The sequence below is a fragment of the Klebsiella grimontii genome, from assembly GCF_900200035.1.
GTDB classification, from domain to species: Bacteria; Pseudomonadota; Gammaproteobacteria; order Enterobacterales; family Enterobacteriaceae; genus Klebsiella; species Klebsiella grimontii.
In genome coordinates, this window is the sequence record NZ_FZTC01000014.1 from 68,246 (window position 1) to 92,258 (window position 24,013).

Sequence of the window (24,013 nt, forward strand, 5' to 3'; positions counted from 1 at the left end):
ACTACGCCACGACGTCCATCTCCATCATCACCGGATGGAAGCGGCGCTTAAAGTAGATCAGCCCGTGGCCCTGCTGGCTCAGGGTAATATTCCTGATTTCCACCAGATAGACCAGATGGCTACCGATGGTCTGCACCTGGCTAATTTCGCCTTCGAGGCTCGCCAGCGCGCCTTTCAGCACCGGCTGGCCCAGCGCGCCTTTTTGCCAGCCGCTGAGGCCGAAGCGGTCGTCCATCGTCATCCCGGTCATGCCGGCGAAGTGGCGGGCCATCTCCTCTTGCTCGTGGTTCAGCACGTTGATGCACAGCTTGCCGTTGCCCTGAAACACCGGATTCATCGCGCTATTGGCGTTGATGCAGACCATCACCGACGGCGGCGTATCGGTCACCGAACAGACCGCGGTGGCGGTGATACCGCAGCGGCCCGCCTCGCCTTCGGTGGTGATGACGTTAACGGCGGCCGACAGACTGGCCATGGCATCGCGAAAACGCAGACGTTGTTCATCTAATTGCATTGTGACCTCCCGCTGCCGGTTACTTCAGCAGCTTATCCAGCATGTTGATATCGGTATTGTTGTGCAGATGCGGCACCGTCCAGCCGTTCTGGTCGTACTCGGACAGGCAGCGATCCACCATCGCCATCATTTTGTCCATGTTGCCGGAGCTTTGCGCCTGACGCAGGCACTGCAGGCGAATCTCATCCTGGCTACCGGAATAGTTGATTTCATACAGCTCATGGCGGCCGCCGAATTCGCTGCCGATCGCGTCCCACATCAGTTTGAGGATCTTGATACGCTCGACGTGATCCATACCGTTCGATCCGCGCACGTATTTCGCCAGGTATTCGTTGATCTGCGGGTTGTTGAGATCGCGGGCGCTGGACGGCAGGTAGATCAGGCCGCTGGTGACGCTGCGCTCGATAATGTTTTTGATTTTGGCGTAGGCCATCGGCGCCATCACGCGGTAGGTTTGCAGCGCGGCGTGATCCGGCAGATACGCGCCGTTGACCCACGGCGTCGCTTCGGCGCACATTGAATCGCTCAGCGCCCAGAACATATTGCGCCAGGCCACCACTTCGCCGAGCTCGGCCTGCACGCCGCGGAACTCAAGGGTGCCGGTACACTCCAGCGAGCGTTTCAGCAGGGCGGTGATGAAATCGAGCTTCACCGCCAGGCGCACGCAGGCCTGCAGCGGATACATGCGGGCGAAGCCGCCTTCCATCGTCCAGCGGCGGCAGCGGTCGAAGTCGCGATAGATCAGGACGTTTTCCCATGGGATCAGCACGTTATCCATCACCAGGATCGCATCATTTTCGTCGAAGCGGCTGGAGAGCGGATAGTCGTACGGCGATCCGGTGGCGCCGGCGACCAGCTCATAGGAGGCGCGGGAGATAAGCTTAACGCCTTCGGCATCCATCGGCGCGACGAACATCAGCGCGAAGTCGGGGTTTTCGCCCATCACCTGCGCCGAGCCGAAGCCGATCATGTTGTAGTGGGTCAGCGCCGAGTTGGTGGCCACCACCTTCGCGCCGCTGACGATGATCCCAGCGTCGGTCTCTTTCTCCAGCTTGATATAAACATCTTTCACTTCATCGGCGGGCTTATGGCGATCGATCGGCGGGTTGACGATGGCGTGGTTAAAGTACAGGCCGGTTTCCTGGATGCGGGTGTACCAGTCGCGGGCGTTCTGCTCGAACTGGCCGTAAAATCCCGGGTTCGCGCCGAGCGCGCAGCCGAACGCGGCCTTGTAGTCCGGGGTGCGGCCCATCCAGCCGTAGCTTAGGCGCGACCATTCGGCGATGGCGTCGCGCTGCTGGCGCAGGTCATCGGCGCTTTTCGCCACGCGGAAGAACTTGTGGGTGTAGCCGCCGCTGCCGGTGTCGGTGCCCCAGCACAGGGTATCCTGCAGCTCGGGTTTATGCAGCGCGTCGTACATTTGGGCGACGGAGGCGGCGGCGTTGCGGAACGCCGGATGGGTGGTCACGTCTTTAACGCGTTCACCGTAAATATAGATTTCGCGGCCGTCCTGCAGGCTCTTCAGGTACTCTTCACCGGTTAACGGGCGCTTGGTATCTGCACGGAAGTTTTCAGGTTTCATAGGTGACCTCTTCAGTATTAATCGGAATGCGATGTTAAATTTATGTTTTGTTTTTGTTGTTCAATTGAAGCGGTTAACGCGGCTTTCGTGAAGAGACTTTTAGGTCAACGGTCGGTACTTTTCAGGCGGGATTGGGTTATGTGATCGGGGTCGGTTTTTCTATTTTCCGGCCAGGCTCCCCGGTGAACCGGGCGATAAGTCAGCGCGGGTTTTGAATTTGTAGCCGAACAGATGCGCGGCATCGCCTGCGGGACATTCAGCGACTCTGCGCTCTGCTCCCGGGGGCGGCGCTTGACGCGCCTTGCCCGGGCTACGGGTTCACCGCTTTCTGCGGATCGGTAGCCCGGACAGATGCGCGGCATCGCCTGCGGGAAATTCAGCGACTCTGCGCTCTGCTCCCGGGGGCGGCGCTTGACGCGTCTTGCCCGGGCTACGGGTTCACCGCTTTCTGCGGATCGGTAGCCCGGACAGATGCGCGGCATCGCCTGCGGGACATTCAGCGACTCTGCGCTCTGCTCCCGGGGGCGGCGCTTGACGCGCCTTGCCCGGGCTACGGGTTCACCGCCGTCTGCGGGCCGGTAGCCCGGACAGATGCGCGGCATCGCCTCCGGGACGATCCTAAGACACCGGTACTTTTTGCGTTCTGAACGCGCTCGGCGAACAGCCCGTCAGGCGGTTAAAAAAGCGGGCGAAATAGGCCGGATCCTTAAATCCCAACTGCCAGGCTATCTCACCGATCGTACTGTCGGAGAAGAGCAGTAATCGCCTGGCCTCGCGCAGCTGCCGGTCGAAAATCAGCCGCTTGGGGGGTCGGTTGGCAAAGCGGCGGCAAATATCGGTTAACCGGGATTCGGTCAGATGCAGCTCGCAGGCGTAATCTGGTACCGTCCAGTGCTGGTGGTAGTGGCTGTCGATCAGCTGGTTAAACCGCTGGAACAGCTTGAGCTCGCCGCGTATCCCGCTGGCCGCATGGTCGTCAAGCTTCGCGTTGCGCAGCAGCAGGGTGAACACCGCCTGCGCCAGCAGCGTCAGGGTGTGTTCCCGCCCCGGCAGCTGCGAGGTCGATTCTCGTTCAATCAGCCGCCAGTAGTGCGCCAGCGCCGCCAGCTCCTCGGGCTTATCGGCCAGCGACAGGCAGATGCCCGGCAGGCCGAAGGCCTCCCGGGTGCCGGGGTACAGCACCTCCAGCAGCGGCCAGACCAGATCCTCGCGCACCGTCAGCACGTGACCATCGCTATCGGACTCGGTGATAAAAGCGTGTGGCACCGAGGGCGGGGTCAGGACAAACAGCGGCGCCTGCACCGAATAGCGATGATCGTCGAGCTGTAGCTCAATCTGCCCGGTATCGAGAAAGTGCATCTGAAAATACTGGTCGTGGCGGTGCGCCTGCATATCGCGGCCAAAGAACTCCGCCATCCGGGCAAACGATTGATAATGCACCTCTTCCGTCCCCAGACTCTCATCGTACTCTTTATTCATATCGATATTGGTAACAGGGCTCTGGCACATAGCGGCTCCTTACGGCGTCGCGCGCGGACGCGATCCTTTCATCGGAATCGCCCAGATAATCACCGCGCCGATGACCAGCAGGGCGGCGACGAACCACAGGCCGCTGCTAAAGCTGCCGGTAATATCCTTCAGCCAGCCGATCATAAAGGGGCTGAGCGCCGATCCGATATTGCCGGTCGCGTTGATCACCGCGATGCCGATCGCTCTGGCGCGCAGGCTGATCGACTGATCCGGCGTGGTCCAGAAAATGGCCATCGCGCTAAACGATCCGGTGGAGGCCATCACGATCCCGAACAGTTGGATCAGACTGTGATCGGTGGCCGAGGCCAGCAGCCAGCCCGTGGCGGCGAACAGGAACGGCAGGGCGGTGTGGTGCTTACGCTCCTGGTATTTATCGGAGTGGCGGCTCCAGTAGATCATCCCGAGAATGGTACAAATCTGCGGGATCGCCGCCAGCAGGCCGATGGTGATATTGCTGCTGCTTTCGTTAAAGCTTTTGAGGATCTGCGGCGTCCAGATGCTGATCGCGCTGAGCGTATTGGTCAGGCAGAAATAGGCCAGGGTGTACATCAGCACGATCGGCGTGAACACTTCCCGCCACAGGCTGCGCTGTTGCATGGCGTGATGGCTGATTGCCCCTTCCGGCTGGACCAGCGTCAGGCGGTCGTTATCCATCATCTCCTGCAGGCATTTTTTTTCTTCCGCGGTCAGCCACTTGGCCTTCGACGGCGAATCATCAAGCCAGAACCAGACCATAATGCCGAGCAGCACCGACGGGAAGCCTTCCAGCAGGAACAGCCACTGCCAGCCGTGCAGGTTGAGCAGGCCGTCCATCGACAAGATATAGCCGGAGACGATTGACCCCAGCGCGGTGGTGACCGGCATCGCGATCATAAACAGCGCGTTGGCGCGGGCGCGGAAAAAGGCCGGGAACCAGTAGGTTAGATAGAGCAGAATGCCGGGCAGAAAACCGGCCTCGGTGATCCCTACCAGCATGCGCAGGATATAGAGGCTGTTCGGACCGGTTGCGAACATGGTGGCGGTGGAGGCGATGCCCCACAGCACCATGATGGTGGCGATCCAGCGGCGAGCGCCGACGATGCTGAGCATCACGTTGCTCGGAATGCCGAAAATGACGTAGGTAGCGTAAAACAGGGTGGTGGCAAGGCCGAACATGGTGGCGTTAAGGCCCAGATCCTGCCCCATGGTCAGCCCGGCAAAGCCGATATTGATGCGATCTAAAAACGAAAAGATAAACAGCACGAACAAAAACACGATCAGGCGGCGAAAGAGCTTGTTGATAACCGACTGCTGCTGCGCCGTCAGCTGCTTGTGCTGATTAGCCGGATCGAACTTTTCCGGGATGGCAGATGATGTATCGCTCATTATCATTTTCCTCTAATGGGAATTTTGTAGGGTACTGCGGGTTGCCGGGTAAGCGCAGCGCCACCCGGCGTTAATAGACGCCTGACGAACCCTGGGCGGTTTTTTCCGCGCCAAATCGCGCCGCCAGCGCTTCCGCGCCGCGGGCCAGCAGGGTGGTATCGACGCCGACGGCGACAAACAGCGCGCCGAGCTCCAGGTAGCGCTTCGCCAGCGGCTCGCTGGCCATCAGGATCCCCGGCGCTTTGCCCGCCGCGCGAATTTGCGCGATGGCGCGCTCAATGGCGGCCTGCACTTCCGGATGCTGCGGGTTGCCGCTGAAGCCCATATCGGCGCTCAGATCCGCCGGGCCGATAAACACGCCGTCCACGCCCTCGACATCGAGGATCTGCGGCAGATTGCTGAGCGCTTCGCGAGTTTCGATCTGCACCAGCACGCACATCGCGTCGTTGGCCTGATGGAGATAATCCGGGACGCGGTTCCAGCGCGAGGCGCGGGCCAGCGCGCTGCCGACGCCGCGAATGCCGGCGGGCGGATAGCGGGTGGCTTTCACCGCCAGCCGCGCTTCATCGGCGTTTTGCACCATCGGCACCAGCAGGGTTTGGGCGCCGATATCCAGCAGCTGTTTGATCTGCACCGGATCGTTCCACGACGGACGGACCACCGGCTGGCTGGGGTAAGGAGCGATCGCCTGCAGCTGGGCCAGTATCGTCTGCACGCTGTTTGGCGCATGCTCGCCGTCGATCAGCAGCCAGTCGAATCCGGCCCCGGCCAGCAGCTCGGCGCTGTAGCTGCTGGTCAGCCCCAGCCACAGGCCAATCTGCGGTCTACCCGCTTTTAAGGCGTCTTTAAAGGCGTTATTCATCATGTTTCTCCTAGACAAACCGGCAGCTGATCGCGCCCATATTGCCGTAGTCGACGTGGAAGGTGTCGCCCTTGCGCGCCGGTACCGGACGCGTAAAGGAGCCGCCGAGAATAATCTGTCCGGCTTCCAGCTGGACGTCGTACGGCGCCAGCTTGTTCGCCAGCCAGGCCACGCCGTTGGCCGGGTGATTCAGCACCCCCGCAGCGACGCCGGTCTCTTCAATCACGCCGTTGCGATAGAGCAGAGCGGAGATCCAGCGTAGGTCCAGCTCGTCGGGTTTAATCGGTCGACCGCCAAGGATCACCCCGGCGTTGGCGGCGTTATCGGAAATAGTGTCGAAAACTTTACGCGGACGCTGGGTTTCCGGATCGATGTTGTGGCAGCGGGCGTCAATCAGCTCCAGCGCCGGGATCACGTAGTCGGTGGCGTTATACACGTCGAACAGCGTGCAGTTGGGGCCGCGCAGCGGTTTGGCGAGCACGAAGGCCAGCTCCACTTCGATACGCGGGACGATAAAGCGGTCGGTGGGGATATCGCCGCCGTCGTGGAAAAACATATCGTCCAGCAGCGCGCCGTAGTCCGGCTCGCTTATCTGCGAGCTGGCCTGCATCGCTTTTGAGGTCAGGCCGATTTTATGCCCTTTCAGCACGCGGCCTTCGGCGATTTTCATATTTACCCATTCGCGCTGTACGGCGTAGGCGTCTTCGATGGTGATCGTCGGGTGATCCAGCGAGATGGCGCGGATCTGTTCACGCTGTTTTTCCGCCTGGTTCAACCGCTGGGCGATCAGGGTATGGGTATGTTTATCGAGCATAGTCGCTTCCTGTTACGTCTTTCGGTGCTGCTGCGCCGGGTGGCGACGCTGGCGCGTCTTACCCGGCCTGGGGTTTTGTGGCAGTGCTTGTTTTCTCCCTCTCCCTAACGAGGAGAGGGGACTGGCCGGGCGCACGCTATTTAAACAAGGCGTGCACGTTGTTCTGCTTGTAGTTCAGCGTCGGGTGCAGTTCATCGAGCTCAAACGACAGCGCCAGGTAGCGGCTCTCCATTAGCGCGGCGAAATGGGCTTTGATCAGCGTGAACAGCATATCGCCCACGTCCTGGCGGCTCTCCAGGCTGCGCCCGGCGCCAATCTTCAGCGTCATATGCACAAAGGCATAATCATGCTGGCCGTCGGCCATCTGCCAGGTATCCAGCCAGATGGCGCGGCTGCGAATGCCGCCGATGGGAAAGATGCCGGTCGCCGCCAGCGCGTCGTTCACTTTGCTGAACAGATCCGGTAAATCAGCCTGTTCCCGGATGTTGTCGGTACATTCAGCGATAAAATGCGGCATTCTGCGCTCTCCTTAAGCCGTTTCCGGCAGCGGGAACACGGCGTTGACCTGGCCGGTGCCGGAGCTGGCGAACAGTTCGGTGATAAATTCCACTTTGCCGTCGTATTTATCCCAGCCCAGCAGGCCCAGCAGCATCACCGTGTCGTGCATATTGCCTTCGCCGTAGCAGTAGTCGGCGTACTCCGGCAGCATGGTGCAGAACTCCTTGAATTTACCCTCGCGCCACAGCTTCACGACCCGCTCATCCATCTGATGATCGAACTCGCGGGTATAGCTGTTCATGCCTTCTTCTGCGCGCTGATCGTCGATAAAACGATGCGACAGCGAACCGCTGGCCAGCACCGCTACGGTACCGTCATATTTCTCGATAGCTTTACGAATGGCTTCGCCCAGCTTGCGGCTGTCGGCGAAGTCGTGAACGGTACAGAAGGCGGAGATCGACACCACTTTGAAGTGCTTATCGGCGTTCATGTAGCGCATCGGCACCAGCGTGCCGTACTCCAGCTTCAGGCTCGGGATGTTGTGCGCTTTAGCGCGGACGCCGAGCTTGACCGCTTCGTCGGCGATCAGGTGACCGAGCTCCGGGTTACCGTCGTAGTCGTAGGTCATGTCGCGGATAAAATGCGGCAGCTCGTTGCTGGTATAGACGCCCTGGAAATGGTCGGCGCAGTTAATGTGGTAAGCGCTGTTGACCAGCCAGTGGGTATCAAAGACGATGAAGGTATCGACGCCGAGTTCGCGGCACCGCTTGCCGATTTCCTTGTGCCCGTCGATGGCTCCCTGACGACAGCCGTGATTTTTACCCGGCAGTTCAGAAAGATACATCGACGGTACGTGAGTGGTTTTTGCTGCTAACGCTAACTTTCCCATATCAGACTCCCCATTTTGGGATCGGATGGTCGCCCATCGAGATGCAGACGTTTTTCATTTCAGCGAACACTTCAAAGCTGTATTCGCCGCCTTCGCGGCCGGTGCCGGAGGCCTTCACGCCGCCGAAAGGCTGACGCAGGTCGCGGACGTTCTGAGTGTTGACGAACACCATTCCGGCTTCGATGCCGCGCGCCAGGCGCAGCACTTTGCTGACGTCCTGGGTCCAGATATACGAGGCGAGGCCGTACTCCACGTCGTTGGCCAGGCGCAGACCTTCCGCCTCGTCTTTAAACGGCAGCAGACAGGCTACCGGGCCAAAAATCTCTTCCTGCGCCACGCGCATGCGGTTATCGACGTCCGCCAGCACCGTGGGCCGCAGGAAGTTGCCGTTTCTCAGATGGGCGGGCAGATCGGTCGGTTTATCCGCGCCGCCGGCCAGCAGGGTCGCCCCTTCTTCAATGCCGAGGCGGATATAGCCGGAGACTTTCTCCCAGTGCTGCTGGCTAATCAGCGCCCCCACTTGGGTGTTCGGGTCGGTCGGGTCGCCGACGCGCAGGCGGTTCGCCCGCTCGGCGAAGCGTTTAACGAACTCGGGATAGATGCTCTGCTGAATAAAGATGCGTGAACCGGCGGTGCAGCGTTCACCGTTGATCGAGAAGATGGTGAACAGCGCGGCGTCGAGGGCGCGCTCAATATCGGCGTCTTCGAAAATCAGCACTGGCGATTTGCCGCCCAGCTCCATGGAGTACTTTTTCAGCCCGGCGTTTTTCATGATGTTGCGCCCGGTGGCGGTACCGCCGGTGAAAGACACCGCGCGCACGTCATGGTGGCGGACCAGCGCATCGCCCGCTGTCGCGCCGTAGCCCTGAACCACGTTCAGCACACCCGCCGGAATACCCGCTTCCAGCGCCAGCTCGCCAAGACGGTCGGCAGTTAGCGGCGACAGTTCGGACATCTTCAGCACCGCGGTATTACCCAGCGCCAGGCACGGCGCCACCTTCCAGGTCGCGGTCATAAACGGCACGTTCCACGGCGACACCAGCGCGCAGACGCCGACCGGCTGCACGAGGGTATAGTTGAGCATCTTGTCGTCAACCGGGTAGGTCTTGCCGTTCATCTGCTGGCACACCTCGGCGAAGAACTCGAAGTTATGCGAAGCGCGCGGGATCAGCACGTTTTTGGTCTGGTGGATCGGCAGACCGGTATCGGCAGTCTCCATGGCGGCGATCTCCGGGACGTTCTGATCGATCAGATCCCCCAGCCGGCGCATCAGACGCGCGCGCTCTTTCATCGGCAGATTGGCCCATTTCGGGAACGCCTCTTTCGCCGCGGCCACCGCCTGATTCACCTCGTCGGCGCCGCCGGAGGCGACCTCCGCCAGCACTTCGCCAGTGGCCGGGTTGGTGGTGTGGAAATAGTCGCTTCCGGCGACGTTTTTGCCGTTGATCCAGTGGTTAATTTTTTTCATGACAGCTTCTCCTCATATGCCTGCTGGCTGATGATGTGGTTGACCAGACGGCCGACGCCCTCCACTTCGACGATCACTTCATCGCCCGGCACCACGTCCGATAGCCCTTTAGGCGTGCCGGTGGCGATCATGTCGCCCGGCTGCAGGGTCATAAATTCGCTGAGGTAAGCGATCAGGAACGGAATGCTGAAGATCAGATCGGCGGTGGTGCCCTGCTGGCGTAGTTCGCCGTTGACCCAGGTGCACAGCGCCAGGTTATGCGGATCCGGGATCGCCTCTTTGCCGACGATCCACGGGCCGATCGGCGTCAGGGTGTCACGGCTTTTGACCCGCAGGTTGGGGCGATAGTAGTTTTCCAGGTAGTCGCGGATGGCGTAATCGTTGCAGACGGTGTAGCCGGCTACGTACGCCATAGCGTCGGCTTCGGCGACCTTACGCGCGGTTTTGCCAATCACCACCACCAGTTCCGCCTCGTAATGCATGTACTCGACGTTATCCGGGCGCACTGATTCCTGCCGGTGGCCGATAAAGGTGTTGGGCGCTTTGATAAATACCAGCGGCTCCGTTGGCGGCGTAAACGCCAGCTCGCTGGCGTGATCGGCGTAGTTCAGGCCCAGCGCGAACAGGGTGCCGTTGGCGGGCGGCAGCCAGCGAAACTCGCCTTCCTTAAGCAGACTGCCGTTGGCGAGCTTGACCTGACCGCGTTCATTAACCTGGACATCGTGCCGCTGTCCTTGCCACTCAATACGTGCTCGTCTCATGCCAGCTCTCCTTCAGCAACCACCGGGTTTTCCAGCGCCGGGAAGCCCTCGGCGAGAAGGCGTACGCGATCGCCGGGGCGCAGCGTAACGCGAGTGTGGGGCGTACCGATCAGAATCGCATCGCCGGGATTGAGGGTGGCGAATTCGCTCAGGGCGCTTAGCAGCTCGGCGGCGGAGCGCTGAAGATCGGCGGTATTCCAGCTGTCCGCTTCGCGACCGTTGATTTCGGTGATGATGGTCAGGTTATCGACGTTGCTGAGCGGCGCGAGGGCGCCCAGCGGGCAGAAGCCGTCGCGGCATTTGGCTTTGATGGCCGGACGATAGAAGCTCTCTTCCGGCAGGCTGATGTCGTTGGCCAGCGCGTACCCGGCAATATAAGCCGCAGCGTCTTCTGCGGCGACTTTGCGCGCGGTTTTACCAACGATCAGCGCCACGGTGGCGCCGCTCTGCACGGTTTCACCGTCCGGATAGGGGATACTCTCGCCGTCGCCGATAACGGTGTTGCGCGGTTTGATAAACCAGACCGCGGTCTTCGGCGGGGTTTTATAGGGAGCCTGTTGGAACGCTTCGCGCCAGGCGTCGAGCTGGCTGCGGTGGTTAAGCGCCACGGCGAAGATGGTGCCTTTCATTGACCACTCCTCTGCTGCAGATTTGGGAATAACGAATTTCATTAATATGTTAATGATCATCTTTTATGCTTTGCAGGAAGGTTTGGCAAACAGAAGTGAATGTTTTGTGATCGGATTAACAATATATTTACAGAATTTTAATTTTTATGTTTTAAATCAATTGGTAATTAAATTTCTTTGTACCATCTGGTACTTTTCAAAGACAGAAACCGGTTGCCTTCTGCGGCAATTAAGGCTAATTATTAACTTATTAACAGATGAGGAATTTCATTCAGAGGTATGTGATGCATGATTCGTTAACTATCGCGCTGCTGCAGGCGCGGGAAGCGGCGATGGCCCACTTTCGGCCCATTGTTAAACGCCATAATCTTACCGAGCAGCAGTGGCGTATCGTGCGGATCCTCGCCGAAAATCCGTCGATGGATTTTCACGACCTGGCCTTTCGCGCCTGTATTTTACGCCCGAGCCTGACCGGCATCCTGACCCGTATGGAACGCGACGGCCTGGTGCTGCGCTTAAAGCCGGTTAACGATCAGCGCAAGCTGTACGTTTCGCTGACCCCGGCGGGCCTGAAGCTGTATGAAAGCGCCCAGGCCCAGGTCGAAGAAGCCTATCGCCAGATAGAAGCCGAGTTTACCGTCGAAAAAATGCGCCAGCTTACCGCGCTGCTGGAGGAGTTTATCGCCCTGGGGAATGGAACGCGGGGCGAGGAAGAGGCGTAATGCGTTGTCCGCGCGAAAAACATCCCGGAGGCGGTGCTGGCGCACCTGTCCGGGCTACGGTTTACCGTCTGGTAGCCCGGACAGGCGCAGCGCGCCGCCTCCGGGAGAAGGCGTTCTTCAGAACAGGGTATCCAGCTCTTCCAGCACGTTATACTGCTCATCCACCAGCAGCAGGGTTTTCCATTTATCAAACGTCAGGCACGGGTGCGAGGTGCCGAACACCAGAATATCGCCGACCTGCACGTCGCTGCCGGGCGCGAGGCGCAGCATACAGTGCTGATCCATGATCCCGACGCTTTCGATCCCCTCTGCGGACAGCCGCTCGCCGTTGCGATACCGGGCGATCGGCTGCGGCAGCCCGGCGTCGAAGGCGCAGTCGCGTTTACCGAAGTTGACCACCGCGCGATCCGCTTCCGGCACCGACTGGACCATCGCCATCAGCTCCAGCGCCGAGGTTAAATCGCCGCCCAGATCGCAGGCGATCGGATCGCGCGCCACCAGCGCTTTCTGCGCGATATCGTAGATCCCCCGGTCGTGGGTGATATAGCATCCGGGACGGATAACGATTCGGCAGCACGCCGGTTTCTTCGCCGCCAGCCAGATATTGCACACCACGTCGTACCAGACGGTACCGGCTCCGGTCAGCACAAACTCCCCCTCAACCAGATGCTCCATCCGGCAGGCCAAATCAGCGGCCTGGCGCAGCAGAGCCTCCACCTGCGGCTGCGGATCGTCGCCGTGTAACACCCCTTCATACAGTTCGAGACCGCGCAGCTTGAGGCCCGGAAGGCCCGCGACGGCCTGCGCCAGGGTTAGCGCATCGTCAACGCTGCGGCAGCCGCAGCGCCCGCCGGCCACGCCCAGCTCAATTAGCACGTCCAGCGTTTGCCGGCGTTCGCTGAAAAAGGCCGACAGCGCGCGGGCGTTGGCGAGGCTATCGATACAGCAGATAAAATCCGCCGCCCGGTAATGCGCTTTCAGCCGCGAAACCGCCTGCATATTCGCCCTGCCGACCAACTGATTGACCATCAGGACGCGCTCAACCCCGCTGGCCATCGCCGCGCCAGCCTGCCAGGCGCTGCCTACGCCGATCCCCCATGCGCCCGCCCGCTGCTGGGCCTGAAAAATCCACGGCGTCATCGTCGTTTTGCCGTGCGGCGCCAGCGAGACGCCGCGCGCGTCGGCATAGCGCTGCATCCAGGCGATGTTATTCTCCAGCGCCGTTTTTTTCAGCAGCGCGGCAGGGAGGCAGACCTCCTCCGCCAGCAGATTCGCCGGGGCGGACATGACGGCGGCCTTATGCGGAATCAGCGTATCTTGATGGTATTTCATAACATTATCCTTTCAGGGTTTAAGCTCGGATTAAAGCTGAGTATCAATTATAATTAATTGAAAAACATATATTTATTTGCTTTATTTCGTTATTTATGAATAAAAGTATCATAATTTGATCTGGTTTTTGCGTAGTTTTCCACTGTTTTTCCGCCTTGTAAATGGTTAACTTGTCGGCAGAGTTGAAAGGGAGTAATTGCGATGAAAGTTAACTGGCTTTTCAAAAACGTCACGGTCATTGACGGCAGCGGCGGACCGCAGTTTCGCGGCGACGTGGCGGTGAAGGGCGATCGAATTGTGGAAGTGGCCCCGGCGCTAAACCTGCCGGCGGAGCAGGTGATTGACGGGCAGGGGCGCGTGCTGGCGCCCGGATTTATCGATGTGCATACCCATGACGACATTAACGTCATCCGTATGCCGGCCTATTTGCCCAAGCTGAGCCAGGGGGTGACGACGGTGATTGTCGGCAACTGCGGGATCAGCGCGGCGACGGCGACCCTGCGCGACGGCGTGCCGGACCCGATGAACCTGCTGGGCGAGCAGGAGCACTTTATTTACCCCACCGTGGACGCTTACGCCCACGCGGTGGAGGCGGCGAAGCCGTCGTTGAACGTTGGCACGCTGATTGGCCATACCGCGCTGCGTAATAATCATATGGACGATCTGTTCCGCCCGGCAACGCAAACCGAAATCGCCGGGATGCGCGTCCAGCTGCGCGACGCGCTGCGCCAGGGCGCGCTTGGCCTGAGCAGCGGGCTGGCCTACGCCAGCGCGTTTCAGTCCACCACCGAAGAGGTGATGGCGCTGGCCGAGGAACTGGCGGCAGAGGGGGGAATTTATACCACCCACCTGCGTTCGGAGTTCGAGCCGATTCTGGATGCGCTCGATGAGGCGTTCCGCATTGGCCGCCACGGCAACGTGCCGGTGGTGGTCTCGCACCACAAGTGCGCCGGCGCGAAAAACTGGGGTCGCACCCGTGAGACGCTGGCCTTCTTTGATGAAATGCGCCAGCGCCAGGAGATCGCCTGCGACTGCTACCCCTATTCCGCCAGCTCATCGACGCTGGATATGAAGCAGGTGACCGATGAGTTCGACATCGTCATCACCTGGTCGGAAGCGCAGCCGGAAGAGGCCGGGAAAACCCTGCAGCAGATTGCCGACGGCTGGCAGGTTAGCCTGCATGAGGCGGCGGCGCGGCTGATGCCCGCCGGGGCCATTTACTACAACATGGATGAGCAGGACGTACGGCGGGTACTGCGTTATCCGGTGACGATGATCGGCTCTGACGGTCTGCCGAACGATCCGATGCCGCATCCGCGGCTGTGGGGCGCTTTCCCTCGGGTATTAGGCCACTACAGCCGCGATGAAAGGCTGTTTCCGCTGACCACCGCTATTCACAAAATGACCGGGCTGTCGGCGGCGCGTTTCCAGCTCGCCGATCGCGGGCTGGTGAAAGTGGGCTATTTCGCCGATCTGGTGCTGTTCGATCCGCAGACGGTGCGCGATGTCGCCAGCTTCTCCGACCCGAAACAACCGGCGGACGGTATTGAGGCGGTGATGGTCAACGGCGTGATGAGCTACGGCAGCGATAAAAAGATTATCGGGCGTGCGGGGCGTTTCCTGCGCCGCCAAATGAACTGAGGAGTGAAAGATGAGTATTAAACGTTATGGCGTGGAAGGCGGTACCGGCACCGGCGGGCAGCATCTGCCGTTCGCGCGCGCGGTGGAGGCGGGAGGCTGGCTGTATGTCTCCGGTCAGACGCCGATGAAGGACGGTGAAGTGGTGGAGGGCGGGATTGTCGAGCAGTCGCGGCTGGCGATTCAGAACTGTGTGGATATCATGAACGAAGCGGGCTACAGCCTGGCCGACGTGGTGCACGTCAAGGTGATCCTCACCGATTCGCGCTATTTTCAGTCGTTCAATAAAGTGTTCCGCGAGTTCTTTGCCGACAACCCGCCTGCCCGTATCTGCTGCGTCGCGGACCTGGTGGTGGATTGTAAAGTCGAAGTGGATGTGACCTGTTATAACGCGGCTCGCGTATAAAAATTTATTCATCAGAAATATAAACAGAATTTTGAGCGCTGAATTCATTCAGCGCTCCGTAGCCTTTTACCTTTTACCTACTCAACTGGCAGGATGTGAATTATGAATAGTCATATCTTTTTAGTCGGCTTTATTATTTACGCGTTGGCCATGATTTGGCTTGGCTGGTACGTGTCGCGTAATCAAAAAAGCGGTGAAGATTTTTTACTCGGCGGCCGTTCCTTACCGCTTATTCTGACGCTGGGTTCCACCGTGGCGACCATGGTGGGAACCGGTTCAAGCATGGGCGCCGTAGGCTTCGGCTACAGCAACGGCTGGGCCGGCATGCTGTACGGCGTGGGCGGGGCGATCGGTATTCTGCTGGTGGCCTGGCTGTTTGCGCCGGTGCGTAAACTCCGTTTTATGACCATGAGCGAGGAGCTGTCGTATTATACCGGCGGCAGCCATTTAATTAAAAATATCGTCGGCATAATGATATTTATTGCCTCGATTGGCTGGCTGGGGGCGCATATTCTTGGCGGCAGCATGTATTTATCCTGGGCGACGGGAATAAATCTGACGCTGGCAAAAATTATTATCGCTCTGGCTTTTGCGATTTACGTCATCATCGGCGGTTATTCTGCGGTGGTGTGGACGGATACCATTCAGGCATTAATTCTGTTTTTCGGTTTTATTCTGATGGCGATTCTGGCCGTGGTTCACGTGGGGGGATGGGATGCCATTGTTCAGGCGATGGATCCTAAGGCGATGAGCCTGTTTGCCGTTGACAAGCTCGGGGTGATGCCAGCGCTATCGCTGGCGATGGTCATCGGCGTCGGCGTACTGGCGACCCCTTCCTATCGTCAGCGTATCTACTCGGGGAAAGACGTCTCTTCGGTGCGCCGCTCGTTTGTCTATACCGGCGTGCTGTATCTGTTTTTCTCGGTGCTACCGGCGATTATCGGCATGGCGGCATGGACGATGAACCCCCATCTGGAGAACAGCAATTACGCCTTCCTGTTCGCGACCAGCTTCCTGCCGGCGATGCTGGGGCTGGTGGTGCTGATTGCCGGGCTTTCCGCCACCATGTCTTCGGCCAGCTCCGATGCGATAGCCGCCGTCGCTATTATGATGCGCGATGTTTATACCCTCGTTACCGGGAAAATGCCCCCGGCAGATAAAGCCATTACGCTGTCGCGCTGGATGCTGGCGTTTGTTATCGGCCTGGCGATGATCTTCGCCCTGACCTCGAACGATATCATCAGCTATATCACCAAAATGATCTCCATGCTGATGTCCGGGCTGTTCGTCTGCTCGATTCTGGGCCGCTTCTGGCTGCGCTTTAACTGGCAGGGCGCGTTAACCGCGCTGCTGAGCGGCATGCTGGTCTCTATTGTGGTTCTGATTAAGGCCGACTGGCTGGCTTACTGGGGCAACCCGTGCATACCGTCGGTCGTCGGCAGCTTCGTTTCCGCTGTTTTTGTCACGTTAATGACGCCTGCCAGCAAAATCAGCCGTCAGCAAGCGCTGGAGATGATTACCCTGGAGCGGGAAGGGCAGGCGGCGCCGGCGAAAACAGCGGTGGCGCAGGCCTCAGGAGAAGCGCAATGAGGGACTATATTGCCGTCGACTGGGGCTCCACCCAGCTGCGCGGCTGGCTGATTCGCAACGGCCAGTGCGTCGAAACGAAGCAGCTGCCGCTGGGCATCACCCGCCTGAACGGGCGGGCGCCCGCCGACGTATTCGAGGAGCATTTGGCGCCCTGGCGCGGCGCGGCGACGCTGCCGGTGCTGATGGCCGGGATGATCGGCAGTGATGCCGGCTGGCAGGCGGTGCCCTATCTTGCCTGCCCGGCGGCGATTGACGCGCCGGGGCAGCAGCTTTGCGCCGTGGCCGAAGACGTGTGGATTATTCCCGGCCTCAAGATGGACCAGGCCGGGGATTACAACGTGATGCGCGGCGAAGAGACGCAGCTGCTGGGGGCCTGGCAGCTGGCGCCGGCGGAGTGTTATGTGCTGCCGGGCACCCACTGTAAATGGGTGCAGATGGAGGACGGCGCGGTGCGCCATTTTGTCACGGCGATGACCGGGGAACTGCATCATCTGCTGATGACGCAGTCGCTGCTCGGCAAAGGGCTACCGGCCCAGCAGCCGGACGAGGCGGCGTTTGAGCGGGGGCTGGAAAAAGGGCTGGCGCAGCCGTCGTTGGTGAGCGAACTGTTTGTCGCCAGGGCCGCCAGGGTACTCGGGGCGCTGGCGGCGACCTCGGTCAGCGACTATCTCTCCGGCTTGCTGATTGGCGCGGAGGTGGCGGTCATGGGCCAGCGTTACCGCCCCTCTACCGTCACGCTGGTCGGCGACCCGGCGCTGAACGCCCGCTACAGTCGGGCGATGAGGGCGCATGGAATGACGGTTAACCGCTGCAGCGGCGATGAGGCATTGCTGAACGGCATGGCGAGGATAATGCATGGACACGATTAAACTGGTGGCGATTTTACGCGGCATCCGCCCCGCTGAGGCGGCGGAGCATATTGCGACGCTGGTGGGCGCGGGCTTCCGCTATATTGAAATCCCGCTTAATTCACCGGACTGGCGGCAGAGCATTCCGCAGATGGTCGCGCGCTTTGGCGAACGGGCGGTGATTGGCGCGGGCACGGTGCTTAAGGTTGAACAGGTCGATTTTCTGGCCGACGCCGGGGCGAAGCTTATCGTGACGCCGAATACTCAGCCGGAGGTGATTCGCCGGGCGGTGGCGCGCGGAATGCGGGTCTGCGCCGGATGCGCCACGGCGACCGAGGCGTTTAGCGCGCTGGACGCCGGGGCGCAGTGGCTGAAGATTTTCCCGTCTTCCGCATTCGGCCCGGACTACATTCGGGCGCTGAAAGCGGTGCTGCCGCCGAAGGTACCGGTGCTGGCGGTCGGCGGCGTGACGCCGGAGAATCTGGCGAGCTGGGTGCGGGCGGGGTGCGCCGGCGCCGGTCTGGGAAGCGATCTTTATCGCGCCGGGCAGGCCGTGGAGCGTACCCGTCAGCAGGCGGAGAGGTTTATCGCCGCCAGCGCGGTTTAGTCACCCAGCGGCTGCCGGTCGACGCCGCCGCGGTGGCTGTCGAGCGCCAGCTTAATGCGGCGCAGCCTGCCTTTTGCCTGGGTCTTGTTGGCCATCGCCAGTTCGGTGGCCAGCACGTCAACCATCGCCAGCATCGCATAGCGCGAAGTGCTGGGCTTGAAGATATAGTCGTTTTCGCGCACCAGCAGCGGCAGCACCAGATCCGCCTGTTCCGCCAGCGGCGTTCCGGCAGGGGTAATCGCAATCACCTTCGCGCCGTACTGGCTGGCAATCGCCGCGCTTTCAATGATTTCCTGGGTATAGCCGCCTAAGGACAGCACGATAACCACATCCTTTGGCGTTACCGCCGAGCTCATCATACGCACCAGCAGACCGTCATTCTGGCTGACCACCGGCAGGCCGAGGCGAAACAGGCGATACTGGATCTCCTGGGCGCAGATGGTGGAGCCGCCGCCCATCCCGAGGGCGAGGATCTGCCGCGCGTCGCTCAGCCAGCTCACCGCACGCTTCAGCGCCTCAAGATCCAGCGCCCGCCGGTTGGTCTCCAGCACGCCGATGATCGACTCGTAGATCCCCTGTACGCCTTCAAGGTCCGGCACATCGAGGATAAACCGCTGCCCGACCGCGAGGGATTGCGCGAGCTTCATCTTCAGCTCGCGGACGTCTTTGCAGCCCAGCGCCCGGGCAAAGCGGGTGACCGAGGCCTGGCTGGTATGGGTCAGACGCGCCATCTCCGCGATGGGCAGCGCCGCCGCCGCCGCGACATCATCGAGAATAAACTGCGCGATGCGCTTTTCGGTCGCCGTCAGTTCAACAAAGCGATCGGTAATGCAGGAAATGATATCGATTGGCGAGGACATACGGGTATCAACGGGTTAATTTGGAATGATACTTTGTACCATATTCAGACGCTGAAAGCAGCGACGAAGGCTACAGCGCTAAGCGCATGGCGCAGCGCGTTTCCGGCGCTAGCCCGTGTTCCGTCTCCAGATCTCTTTTCGCCGCCAGCCCTGCCGGTAGCCTTAGCTCGTTCAGCATTGAAAATCCGAGGCGCGTGTAGAACGGCGCGTTCCACGGCACGTCGCGGAAGGTGGTGAGCGTGACCGCCGGATACGCCGCCTGACGGGCTGTCGCTATAACCTGCTCCAGCATCATGCGGCCAACGCCTCGCCCCTGCCACGCCTGATGGACGGCGATCTCCACGATAAACAGCGCATCGTCCAGCGGTTCGGTCAGCACGAAGCCGATCGGGTGTTCATCGGCTACGGCCAGCAGGCTGTGGTCCGTTTCGAGAAACAGCCGGTGACGCTCGGGGCTTATCACATCGCTTTCCGCCAGCCATGCCAGCGCCGGGATCTGGCGAAAAGCCTGGGCCGCCGAGCGCTCAATCGCAGGCAGGAGGGGAATATCGTTCTCCTCAGTCAGGCGTAACGTCGCGGCGGCGGTTATAGTGTTAGTTTTCATCACCTCAGCATAGCAGCCTCCGGGAGAAATGTATGGAGCTTACCGCCGTTCCCGCCACCCAGTTCAGCATTGAGCAGCTGACGACGATCCTCTGCGACTGTTTCGAAGATTATCTCGTTCCCGTCACGCTGTCGGTGGAGGTTTTTGTCCAGCGTTTTAGCGCCGAAGGGCTGAGCCTGCTGGATTCTCGCGTCTGGCTGGATGGTGATGTCCCCGCCGCGATGGCGGTCGTCGCCCGACGCGGCGATGAAGCCCGGCTGGCGGCGTTCGCGGTGCGGCCCGCGTATCGCGGAAAGGGCGTTGGCCGCCGGCTGATGACGCCGCTTATCGACGCGCTGCGCGCGCAGGGCGTACGGCGGATGTGGCTGGAGGTTATCCGCGACAACCATGCCGCGGTGGCGCTGTATCAATCGCTGGGCTTCGAGGTGCGGCACGGGCTGTGCGGCTATCTGAGCGCGCAGGCCGCGAGCGGGGAGTCATCCGTATTGCAGGAGTATGACGTGCTGGCGCTGACGCGCAGGGCCGGCGCCGAGATTAACGGCCAGCTGCCGTGGCTGATGGACCCGCTAACCTTCAGCACCCTCCCGTGCCGGGCGTTGAGCCTTCATCAGCAGGCTTTCGCCGTGCTGGCGACCTTATCCAGCAGGCCGCAGCTGCAGTTTTTATGGGTCGATCCCGCCGCCCGCGGGCGCGGGCTGGGACAGGAAATGCTGAGGACGCTCGCCCAACGCTTTCCCGGCCTCGGGACGTCGGTGACCATCCCGGAGCGCTTTACGCCGCTGTTTCACGCCGCCGGCTATACGCCCATGGCATTAAAACAGTATGAGATGAGCGCGGCCTTGAGCGCCCTGCCGTCGGCAGGGCGTTAAGATTCAGCCGTTACGCGGGTCGCTAATCGGCTGTCGGACCAGGAAAATATAGGCCAGCGCGCCGAGGGCGGTCACGCAGCCGCAGATAATCAGCGCCAGCTGGAATGAATGGGTGGTATCGACGATAAACCCGGTCACCACCGGCGCAAAGGAGGCGCAGATAAAGCTGGCGAAGTTCTGGATGCTGCCGACGGACGCGGTCATCCTTGAGGCCACCGCGACGTGAATCAATCCCCAGCAGGAGGTGCCGGCAAAGTGGATGCAGAACAGCGCCATACCGATTAACAGCACCGCGACGATAGAGGTGGTGGCCTGCGGCACAACAAGGGTAAAGGCGGCGGAGCAGAACATCCCGGCAATAATGCAAATTTTGCGGCTTTTGATCGGCGCCATGCCGCCTTTGACCAGCCAGTCGGTGACGTAGCCGTTGATGAGCATCCCGGCGGCGCCGAACAGGAAAGGAATGGCGGCCATAAAACCGGTACTTTTCAGATCGAGGTTATATGCCGTTTGCAGGTAGCCCGGCAGCCAGGCCAGATACAGCCATGCGGTATAGTTGATGCCGCTGAAGCCCAGCATCATTCCCCACATGGTTTTGTTTTTAAACAGGCTGCGCCATTCGGCAAAGCTTAGCGGGTCGCGGCGAACGTTGACGCTCCCGGCGTTAAGGTAGGCCTGCTCGTCGGCGGTGAGAGCGATATCCTCCCGGTTGCGATAGAGCATATACCAGCCGATAGCGACGAAGATCCCCAGCAAGCCGATGGTGATAAACATCCCGCGCCAGCCCATCATCAGCATCATGGCGGCCAGGATTGGCGGGCTGATGGCGACGCCAATGGTCGACGCGGCGTTAAAGAAACCCATCGGGCGGCCGCGCTCTTTAATATTAAACCAGTCGTTGATCACCTTGACGCCGCAGGGGTTCATCGGCGCTTCGCCGATCCCCATGCCGATACGCACCAGCACGAACTGGGTAAAGCTGTGCACCATTCCGGAGACCGCCTGAAACAGCGACCAGAAAAACATACCCAGCCCGAGCATGATGCGCGGACCTTTACGGTCCAGCAGCGGCCCGCAGGGGAGCTGGGCGATACCGTAGGCCAGCGAGAAAACGGACAGCAGCGCCCCGATTTCGGTGGCGCTCAGCCCCAACTCCTCGCGAATCGTTAAGTTCGCGACGGACAATGAACTTCTGTCGAGGTAGTTGATTACCGCCGCAAGAAATAACAGGATCATTGCCGTTGTCTGAATTTTTTTAATGCGAGTGCTACGCGTTAACGTATTATCTAACGGAACTGAAATCGTCTCCGCTTTCCCTTTTTTAAAGGTTGTCTGCGGGTCGATAGTTATATTTTGTTGTTCCACGCCTGACTCCTGGCTATTCTATTTGAACGACAAGTGACATCGAATGGTTTAAACACCACCCACCTATTTCACAGTAAAGTAAGTCGACTTGTTTTCAGCATAAATAACCTTTTTTACGGCATTGGTTTATGTTTTGAGATTTGTGCTGCTGATAATCATTTTCTGTTTTTAATCGGTACTTAATGAGCCAGGGATTCGCTCTGTTTGAGCGAGTTAATCATCGATTGCTTCGCCGAGTTCAGGTGGTTACGCAGCGCCAGGTTGGCGTCCAGATCGCTGCGGCAGATGAGGGCGCTGAGGATGGTCATATGTTCATCAATGGCGATGATATTGCGCTGTTTAAGATCGCTTTCATCCCACTGATAGTGAAAGTGGAAGATCACGGAAATAATTTCAAGTGATTGATTAAAAAATATATTTTCCGCAGCGGACAGCAGCAGCGTATGAAAGTCGCGATCGAGCTGCGAAAACATACGAAAGCTGTCGCCGATGCTGTCCCGCAGGGCGCGATGGCGCTCAAGCAGGGTTCTGGCCTGCAGCCAGCGGGCGTCGTTATCCGGCAGGTTGAGGAAGTGCTGAAGCGCGTGGGTTTCCAGCATTTCCCGCAGTTCGAACAACTGCTCGGCCCAGGATAACTCAAACTTCTTCATGTTCCACTGGCCGCGCTTTTCGCTTTCAATCAGGTTGTAGCGGCTGAATTTCAACAAAAACTCTCTGACCACCACCGGGCTGACGCCCGCCGCCCGCGCCAGCTGTAGCTCGGAGAACATCTCCCCGGCGCGCAGTTGGCGCTGGTTGATCATGGTGAAAAACGCCTGTTCGAAGAGACGATTCTGTTCGGCCAGCGAGGCGCTGGCGCCATCGAAGCCGTCCTGCACCTCCGGCTGGCGGAGGATCTGGTAATCCTGCTTGACCTGGTGCAGCACGCCGCGCTCGCATAAGTGGCTGAGGATGTGGCGCACGGTGGTGCGGCTGATGTTGTACATCTCCGCCAGCGCGCTTTGTGAGGGTAGCGGCGAGGGGAGAAAGCCGCGCGCCATATCGTTAATGACCTGGTTAATGACGTTGTGACGAAGATTTTGCGAGCGGCTCATAATAGGTTTCCTGTTTTTTCGCTATTAAAGCCGGATTTAAAACAGTTTTGTGCGCGAGATTTCACAATTTTTGCAATGAATTTATTCTCACCTCTGTTTTTCATCGATATCTAAGCCAACAAATACGGAGGCAATTATTATGACGTCGATGAATACGCTAGTGTGTCAAGAACCCAAAAAATTTCACTGGGAAAAACGCCAGATTCCCATTCCCGGTGACGATGAGGTTCTCATTAAAATAAAAACGGTGGGGATTTGTGGCACGGATATTCACGCATGGGGCGGCAATCAACCTTTTTTTAGCTATCCGCGCGTTCTTGGTCATGAAATATGCGGCGAGATAATCGGGCTTGGTAAAAATATTCTTAATCTGAAAAGCGGCCAGCAGGTTGCCGTCATTCCCTACGTCGCCTGCCGCCAGTGTCCGGCCTGCCTGAGCGGCCGGACAAACTGCTGCGAGAAGATTTCCGTTATCGGCGTGCATCGGGACGGCGGGTTTAGCGAGTACCTCAGCGTGCCGGTCAAAAATCTGCTGGTGGTGGATGACGTCGAGCCGGAAGCCGCGGCGCTGATTGAACCCTTCGCCATCAGCGCCCACGCGGTGCGTCGCGCCGCTATCCGGGCGGGAGAGCAGGTGCTGGTGGTTGGCGCGGGCCCCATCGGCCTTGGGGCGGCGGCTATCGCCAAAGCCGACGGGGCGCAGGTGGTGGTGGCGGACACCAGTCCAGCGCGGCGCGAACACGTGGCGCAGCATCTCGGCCTGAGCACCCTCGATCCTTCCGACCCGCAGTTTATCGAACAGCTGTGCGCAGCCTTCGGCGGTTCTCTGGCGCAAAAAGTGATCGACGCCACCGGGAATCAGCATGCGATGAACAACACGGTGAATTTAATCCGCCACGGCGGCAGCATCATATTCGTTGGCCTGTTTAAAGGTGAACTGCAGTTCTCAGACCCGGAATTTCATAAGAAAGAGACCACCATGATGGGCAGCCGCAATGCGACGGAAGAGGATTTTGCCAAAGTCGGGCGGCTGATGGCCGAGGGGAAAATCACCGCCAGGATGATGCTGACCCACCGTTACGATTTCAGATCGCTGGCGGACATTTACGAAAGCGAAGTGATTAATAATCGCCAGCTGATCAAAGGCGTCATTCATTTTTAGCAGG

Annotated in this window: 24 protein-coding genes and 2 pseudogenes; 9 read left to right on the forward strand and 17 right to left on the reverse strand. The window is 59.6% G+C overall.

What is annotated here, in order from left to right; translation table 11 throughout:
• Position 1: 1 nt before the first annotated feature.
• The 7 genes from KOSB73_RS06055 to hpaH all read right to left on the reverse strand — a co-directional run bounded on the left by KOSB73_RS06055 (position 2) and on the right by hpaH (position 6,667).
• Positions 2 to 514, reverse strand: a complete 513-nt coding sequence (locus KOSB73_RS06055) for a 4-hydroxyphenylacetate 3-monooxygenase reductase subunit (RefSeq protein WP_004098296.1) — start codon at positions 512 to 514, stop codon at positions 2 to 4.
• A 19-nt stretch (positions 515 to 533) separates the two neighbouring features.
• Positions 534 to 2,096, reverse strand: a complete 1,563-nt coding sequence (gene hpaB, locus KOSB73_RS06060; protein WP_004133179.1) for a 4-hydroxyphenylacetate 3-monooxygenase, oxygenase component — start codon at positions 2,094 to 2,096, stop codon at positions 534 to 536.
• Positions 2,097 to 2,200: 104 nt separating this feature from the next.
• Entirely contained in the window at positions 2,201 to 2,698 is a 498-nt protein-coding gene (locus tag KOSB73_RS30400; RefSeq protein ID WP_106426856.1) for a hypothetical protein, read from the reverse strand.
• Between the two features lie 16 nt (positions 2,699 to 2,714).
• Positions 2,715 to 3,605: a 4-hydroxyphenylacetate catabolism regulatory protein HpaA gene (gene hpaA / locus KOSB73_RS06065; protein WP_024360426.1), complete on the reverse strand. Its 891-nt coding sequence runs from the start codon at positions 3,603 to 3,605 to the stop codon at positions 2,715 to 2,717.
• Between the two features lie 9 nt (positions 3,606 to 3,614).
• A complete protein-coding gene (hpaX, locus tag KOSB73_RS06070; RefSeq protein WP_098140321.1) occupies positions 3,615 to 4,991 on the reverse strand; it encodes a 4-hydroxyphenylacetate permease in 1,377 nt (458 codons plus the stop codon).
• A gap of 70 nt (positions 4,992 to 5,061) precedes the next feature.
• Entirely contained in the window at positions 5,062 to 5,853 is a 792-nt protein-coding gene (gene hpaI, locus KOSB73_RS06075) for a 4-hydroxy-2-oxoheptanedioate aldolase (protein WP_004133176.1), read from the reverse strand.
• Between the two features lie 10 nt (positions 5,854 to 5,863).
• Complete coding sequence (gene hpaH / locus KOSB73_RS06080; RefSeq protein ID WP_024360424.1) at positions 5,864 to 6,667, reverse strand: 2-oxo-hept-4-ene-1,7-dioate hydratase; 804 nt, start codon at positions 6,665 to 6,667, stop codon at positions 5,864 to 5,866.
• On the opposite strand from hpaH, the gene KOSB73_RS31310 reads away from it, so the two are divergent.
• Entirely contained in the window at positions 6,653 to 6,775 is a 123-nt protein-coding gene (locus KOSB73_RS31310) for a hypothetical protein (RefSeq protein WP_256660743.1), read from the forward strand. The two genes, hpaH and KOSB73_RS31310, sit on opposite strands and share 15 nt — an antisense overlap.
• A 28-nt stretch (positions 6,776 to 6,803) precedes the next feature.
• Here the strand turns inward: KOSB73_RS31310 and KOSB73_RS06085 are convergent, their stop codons facing one another.
• The 5 genes and pseudogenes from KOSB73_RS06085 to KOSB73_RS31475 all read right to left on the reverse strand — a co-directional run.
• A complete protein-coding gene (locus KOSB73_RS06085; RefSeq protein ID WP_049086533.1) occupies positions 6,804 to 7,184 on the reverse strand; it encodes a 5-carboxymethyl-2-hydroxymuconate Delta-isomerase in 381 nt (126 codons plus the stop codon).
• 12 nt (positions 7,185 to 7,196) lie between these two features.
• Positions 7,197 to 8,054, reverse strand: coding sequence for a 3,4-dihydroxyphenylacetate 2,3-dioxygenase (gene hpaD, locus KOSB73_RS06090; RefSeq protein WP_004133172.1), 858 nt, complete (start codon positions 8,052 to 8,054; stop codon positions 7,197 to 7,199).
• Position 8,055: 1 nt separating this feature from the next.
• Positions 8,056 to 9,522, reverse strand: a complete 1,467-nt coding sequence (gene hpaE, locus KOSB73_RS06095) for a 5-carboxymethyl-2-hydroxymuconate semialdehyde dehydrogenase (RefSeq protein WP_024360422.1) — start codon at positions 9,520 to 9,522, stop codon at positions 8,056 to 8,058.
• Positions 9,519 to 10,912 (reverse strand): annotated as a pseudogene (locus KOSB73_RS31470) (fumarylacetoacetate hydrolase family protein). Before KOSB73_RS31470 ends, hpaE begins: the two are co-directional and overlap by 4 nt.
• Positions 10,913 to 10,968: 56 nt before the next feature.
• Positions 10,969 to 11,043 (reverse strand): annotated as a pseudogene (locus KOSB73_RS31475) (hypothetical protein); the annotation flags it as partial.
• 153 nt (positions 11,044 to 11,196) lie between these two features.
• Between KOSB73_RS31475 and hpaR the strand changes: the two are divergent.
• Positions 11,197 to 11,634 (forward strand): homoprotocatechuate degradation operon regulator HpaR, encoded by a 438-nt coding sequence (hpaR, locus tag KOSB73_RS06115; RefSeq protein WP_004133165.1) that lies wholly within the window; start codon positions 11,197 to 11,199, stop codon positions 11,632 to 11,634.
• Between the two features lie 117 nt (positions 11,635 to 11,751).
• On the opposite strand, the gene KOSB73_RS06120 is transcribed toward hpaR, so the two are convergent.
• Positions 11,752 to 12,966, reverse strand: a complete 1,215-nt coding sequence (locus tag KOSB73_RS06120; protein WP_098140323.1) for an amino acid deaminase — start codon at positions 12,964 to 12,966, stop codon at positions 11,752 to 11,754.
• A 201-nt stretch (positions 12,967 to 13,167) separates the two neighbouring features.
• Between KOSB73_RS06120 and KOSB73_RS06130 the strand changes: the two genes are divergently transcribed.
• From KOSB73_RS06130 to KOSB73_RS06150, 5 genes are all read left to right on the forward strand, one after another.
• Positions 13,168 to 14,607 (forward strand): N-acyl-D-amino-acid deacylase family protein, encoded by a 1,440-nt coding sequence (locus KOSB73_RS06130; RefSeq protein WP_049088595.1) that lies wholly within the window; start codon positions 13,168 to 13,170, stop codon positions 14,605 to 14,607.
• A gap of 10 nt (positions 14,608 to 14,617) precedes the next feature.
• Positions 14,618 to 15,010, forward strand: a complete 393-nt coding sequence (locus tag KOSB73_RS06135) for a RidA family protein (protein ID WP_004134199.1) — start codon at positions 14,618 to 14,620, stop codon at positions 15,008 to 15,010.
• Between the two features lie 102 nt (positions 15,011 to 15,112).
• Positions 15,113 to 16,600: a sodium:solute symporter family protein gene (locus KOSB73_RS06140; protein ID WP_098140324.1), complete on the forward strand. Its 1,488-nt coding sequence runs from the start codon at positions 15,113 to 15,115 to the stop codon at positions 16,598 to 16,600.
• Positions 16,597 to 17,469 (forward strand): 2-dehydro-3-deoxygalactonokinase, encoded by an 873-nt coding sequence (locus KOSB73_RS06145; RefSeq protein WP_098140325.1) that lies wholly within the window; start codon positions 16,597 to 16,599, stop codon positions 17,467 to 17,469. The genes KOSB73_RS06140 and KOSB73_RS06145 overlap by 4 nt, the downstream gene beginning before the upstream one ends.
• Complete coding sequence (locus KOSB73_RS06150; protein ID WP_098140326.1) at positions 17,456 to 18,055, forward strand: 2-dehydro-3-deoxy-6-phosphogalactonate aldolase; 600 nt, start codon at positions 17,456 to 17,458, stop codon at positions 18,053 to 18,055. Before KOSB73_RS06145 ends, KOSB73_RS06150 begins: the two co-directional genes overlap by 14 nt.
• On the opposite strand, the gene KOSB73_RS06155 is transcribed toward KOSB73_RS06150, so the two are convergent.
• Both KOSB73_RS06155 and KOSB73_RS06160 read right to left on the reverse strand, forming a co-directional pair.
• Entirely contained in the window at positions 18,052 to 18,915 is an 864-nt protein-coding gene (locus KOSB73_RS06155) for a MurR/RpiR family transcriptional regulator (RefSeq protein ID WP_004134204.1), read from the reverse strand. The genes KOSB73_RS06150 and KOSB73_RS06155 overlap by 4 nt on opposite strands.
• Positions 18,916 to 18,985: 70 nt before the next feature.
• Complete coding sequence (locus KOSB73_RS06160) at positions 18,986 to 19,519, reverse strand: GNAT family N-acetyltransferase (protein ID WP_004134206.1); 534 nt, start codon at positions 19,517 to 19,519, stop codon at positions 18,986 to 18,988.
• Positions 19,520 to 19,551: 32 nt separating this feature from the next.
• Here KOSB73_RS06160 and KOSB73_RS06165 point away from each other — a divergent pair, with 32 nt between their 5' ends.
• Entirely contained in the window at positions 19,552 to 20,388 is an 837-nt protein-coding gene (locus tag KOSB73_RS06165; protein WP_049088592.1) for a GNAT family N-acetyltransferase, read from the forward strand.
• A gap of 3 nt (positions 20,389 to 20,391) precedes the next feature.
• On the opposite strand, the gene KOSB73_RS06170 is transcribed toward KOSB73_RS06165, so the two are convergent.
• Both KOSB73_RS06170 and KOSB73_RS06175 read right to left on the reverse strand, forming a co-directional pair.
• Positions 20,392 to 21,753, reverse strand: coding sequence for an MFS transporter (locus KOSB73_RS06170; protein WP_004134208.1), 1,362 nt, complete (start codon positions 21,751 to 21,753; stop codon positions 20,392 to 20,394).
• A gap of 179 nt (positions 21,754 to 21,932) precedes the next feature.
• Positions 21,933 to 22,847 carry a GntR family transcriptional regulator gene (locus KOSB73_RS06175; protein WP_004134209.1) on the reverse strand — a complete coding sequence of 305 codons (915 nt, stop codon included), beginning with the start codon at positions 22,845 to 22,847 and terminating at the stop codon, positions 21,933 to 21,935.
• A gap of 139 nt (positions 22,848 to 22,986) precedes the next feature.
• Between KOSB73_RS06175 and KOSB73_RS06180 the strand changes: the two genes are divergently transcribed.
• Positions 22,987 to 24,009, forward strand: a complete 1,023-nt coding sequence (locus tag KOSB73_RS06180; RefSeq protein WP_004134210.1) for a zinc-binding alcohol dehydrogenase family protein — start codon at positions 22,987 to 22,989, stop codon at positions 24,007 to 24,009.
• The last annotated feature ends 4 nt before the right edge of the window (positions 24,010 to 24,013 follow it).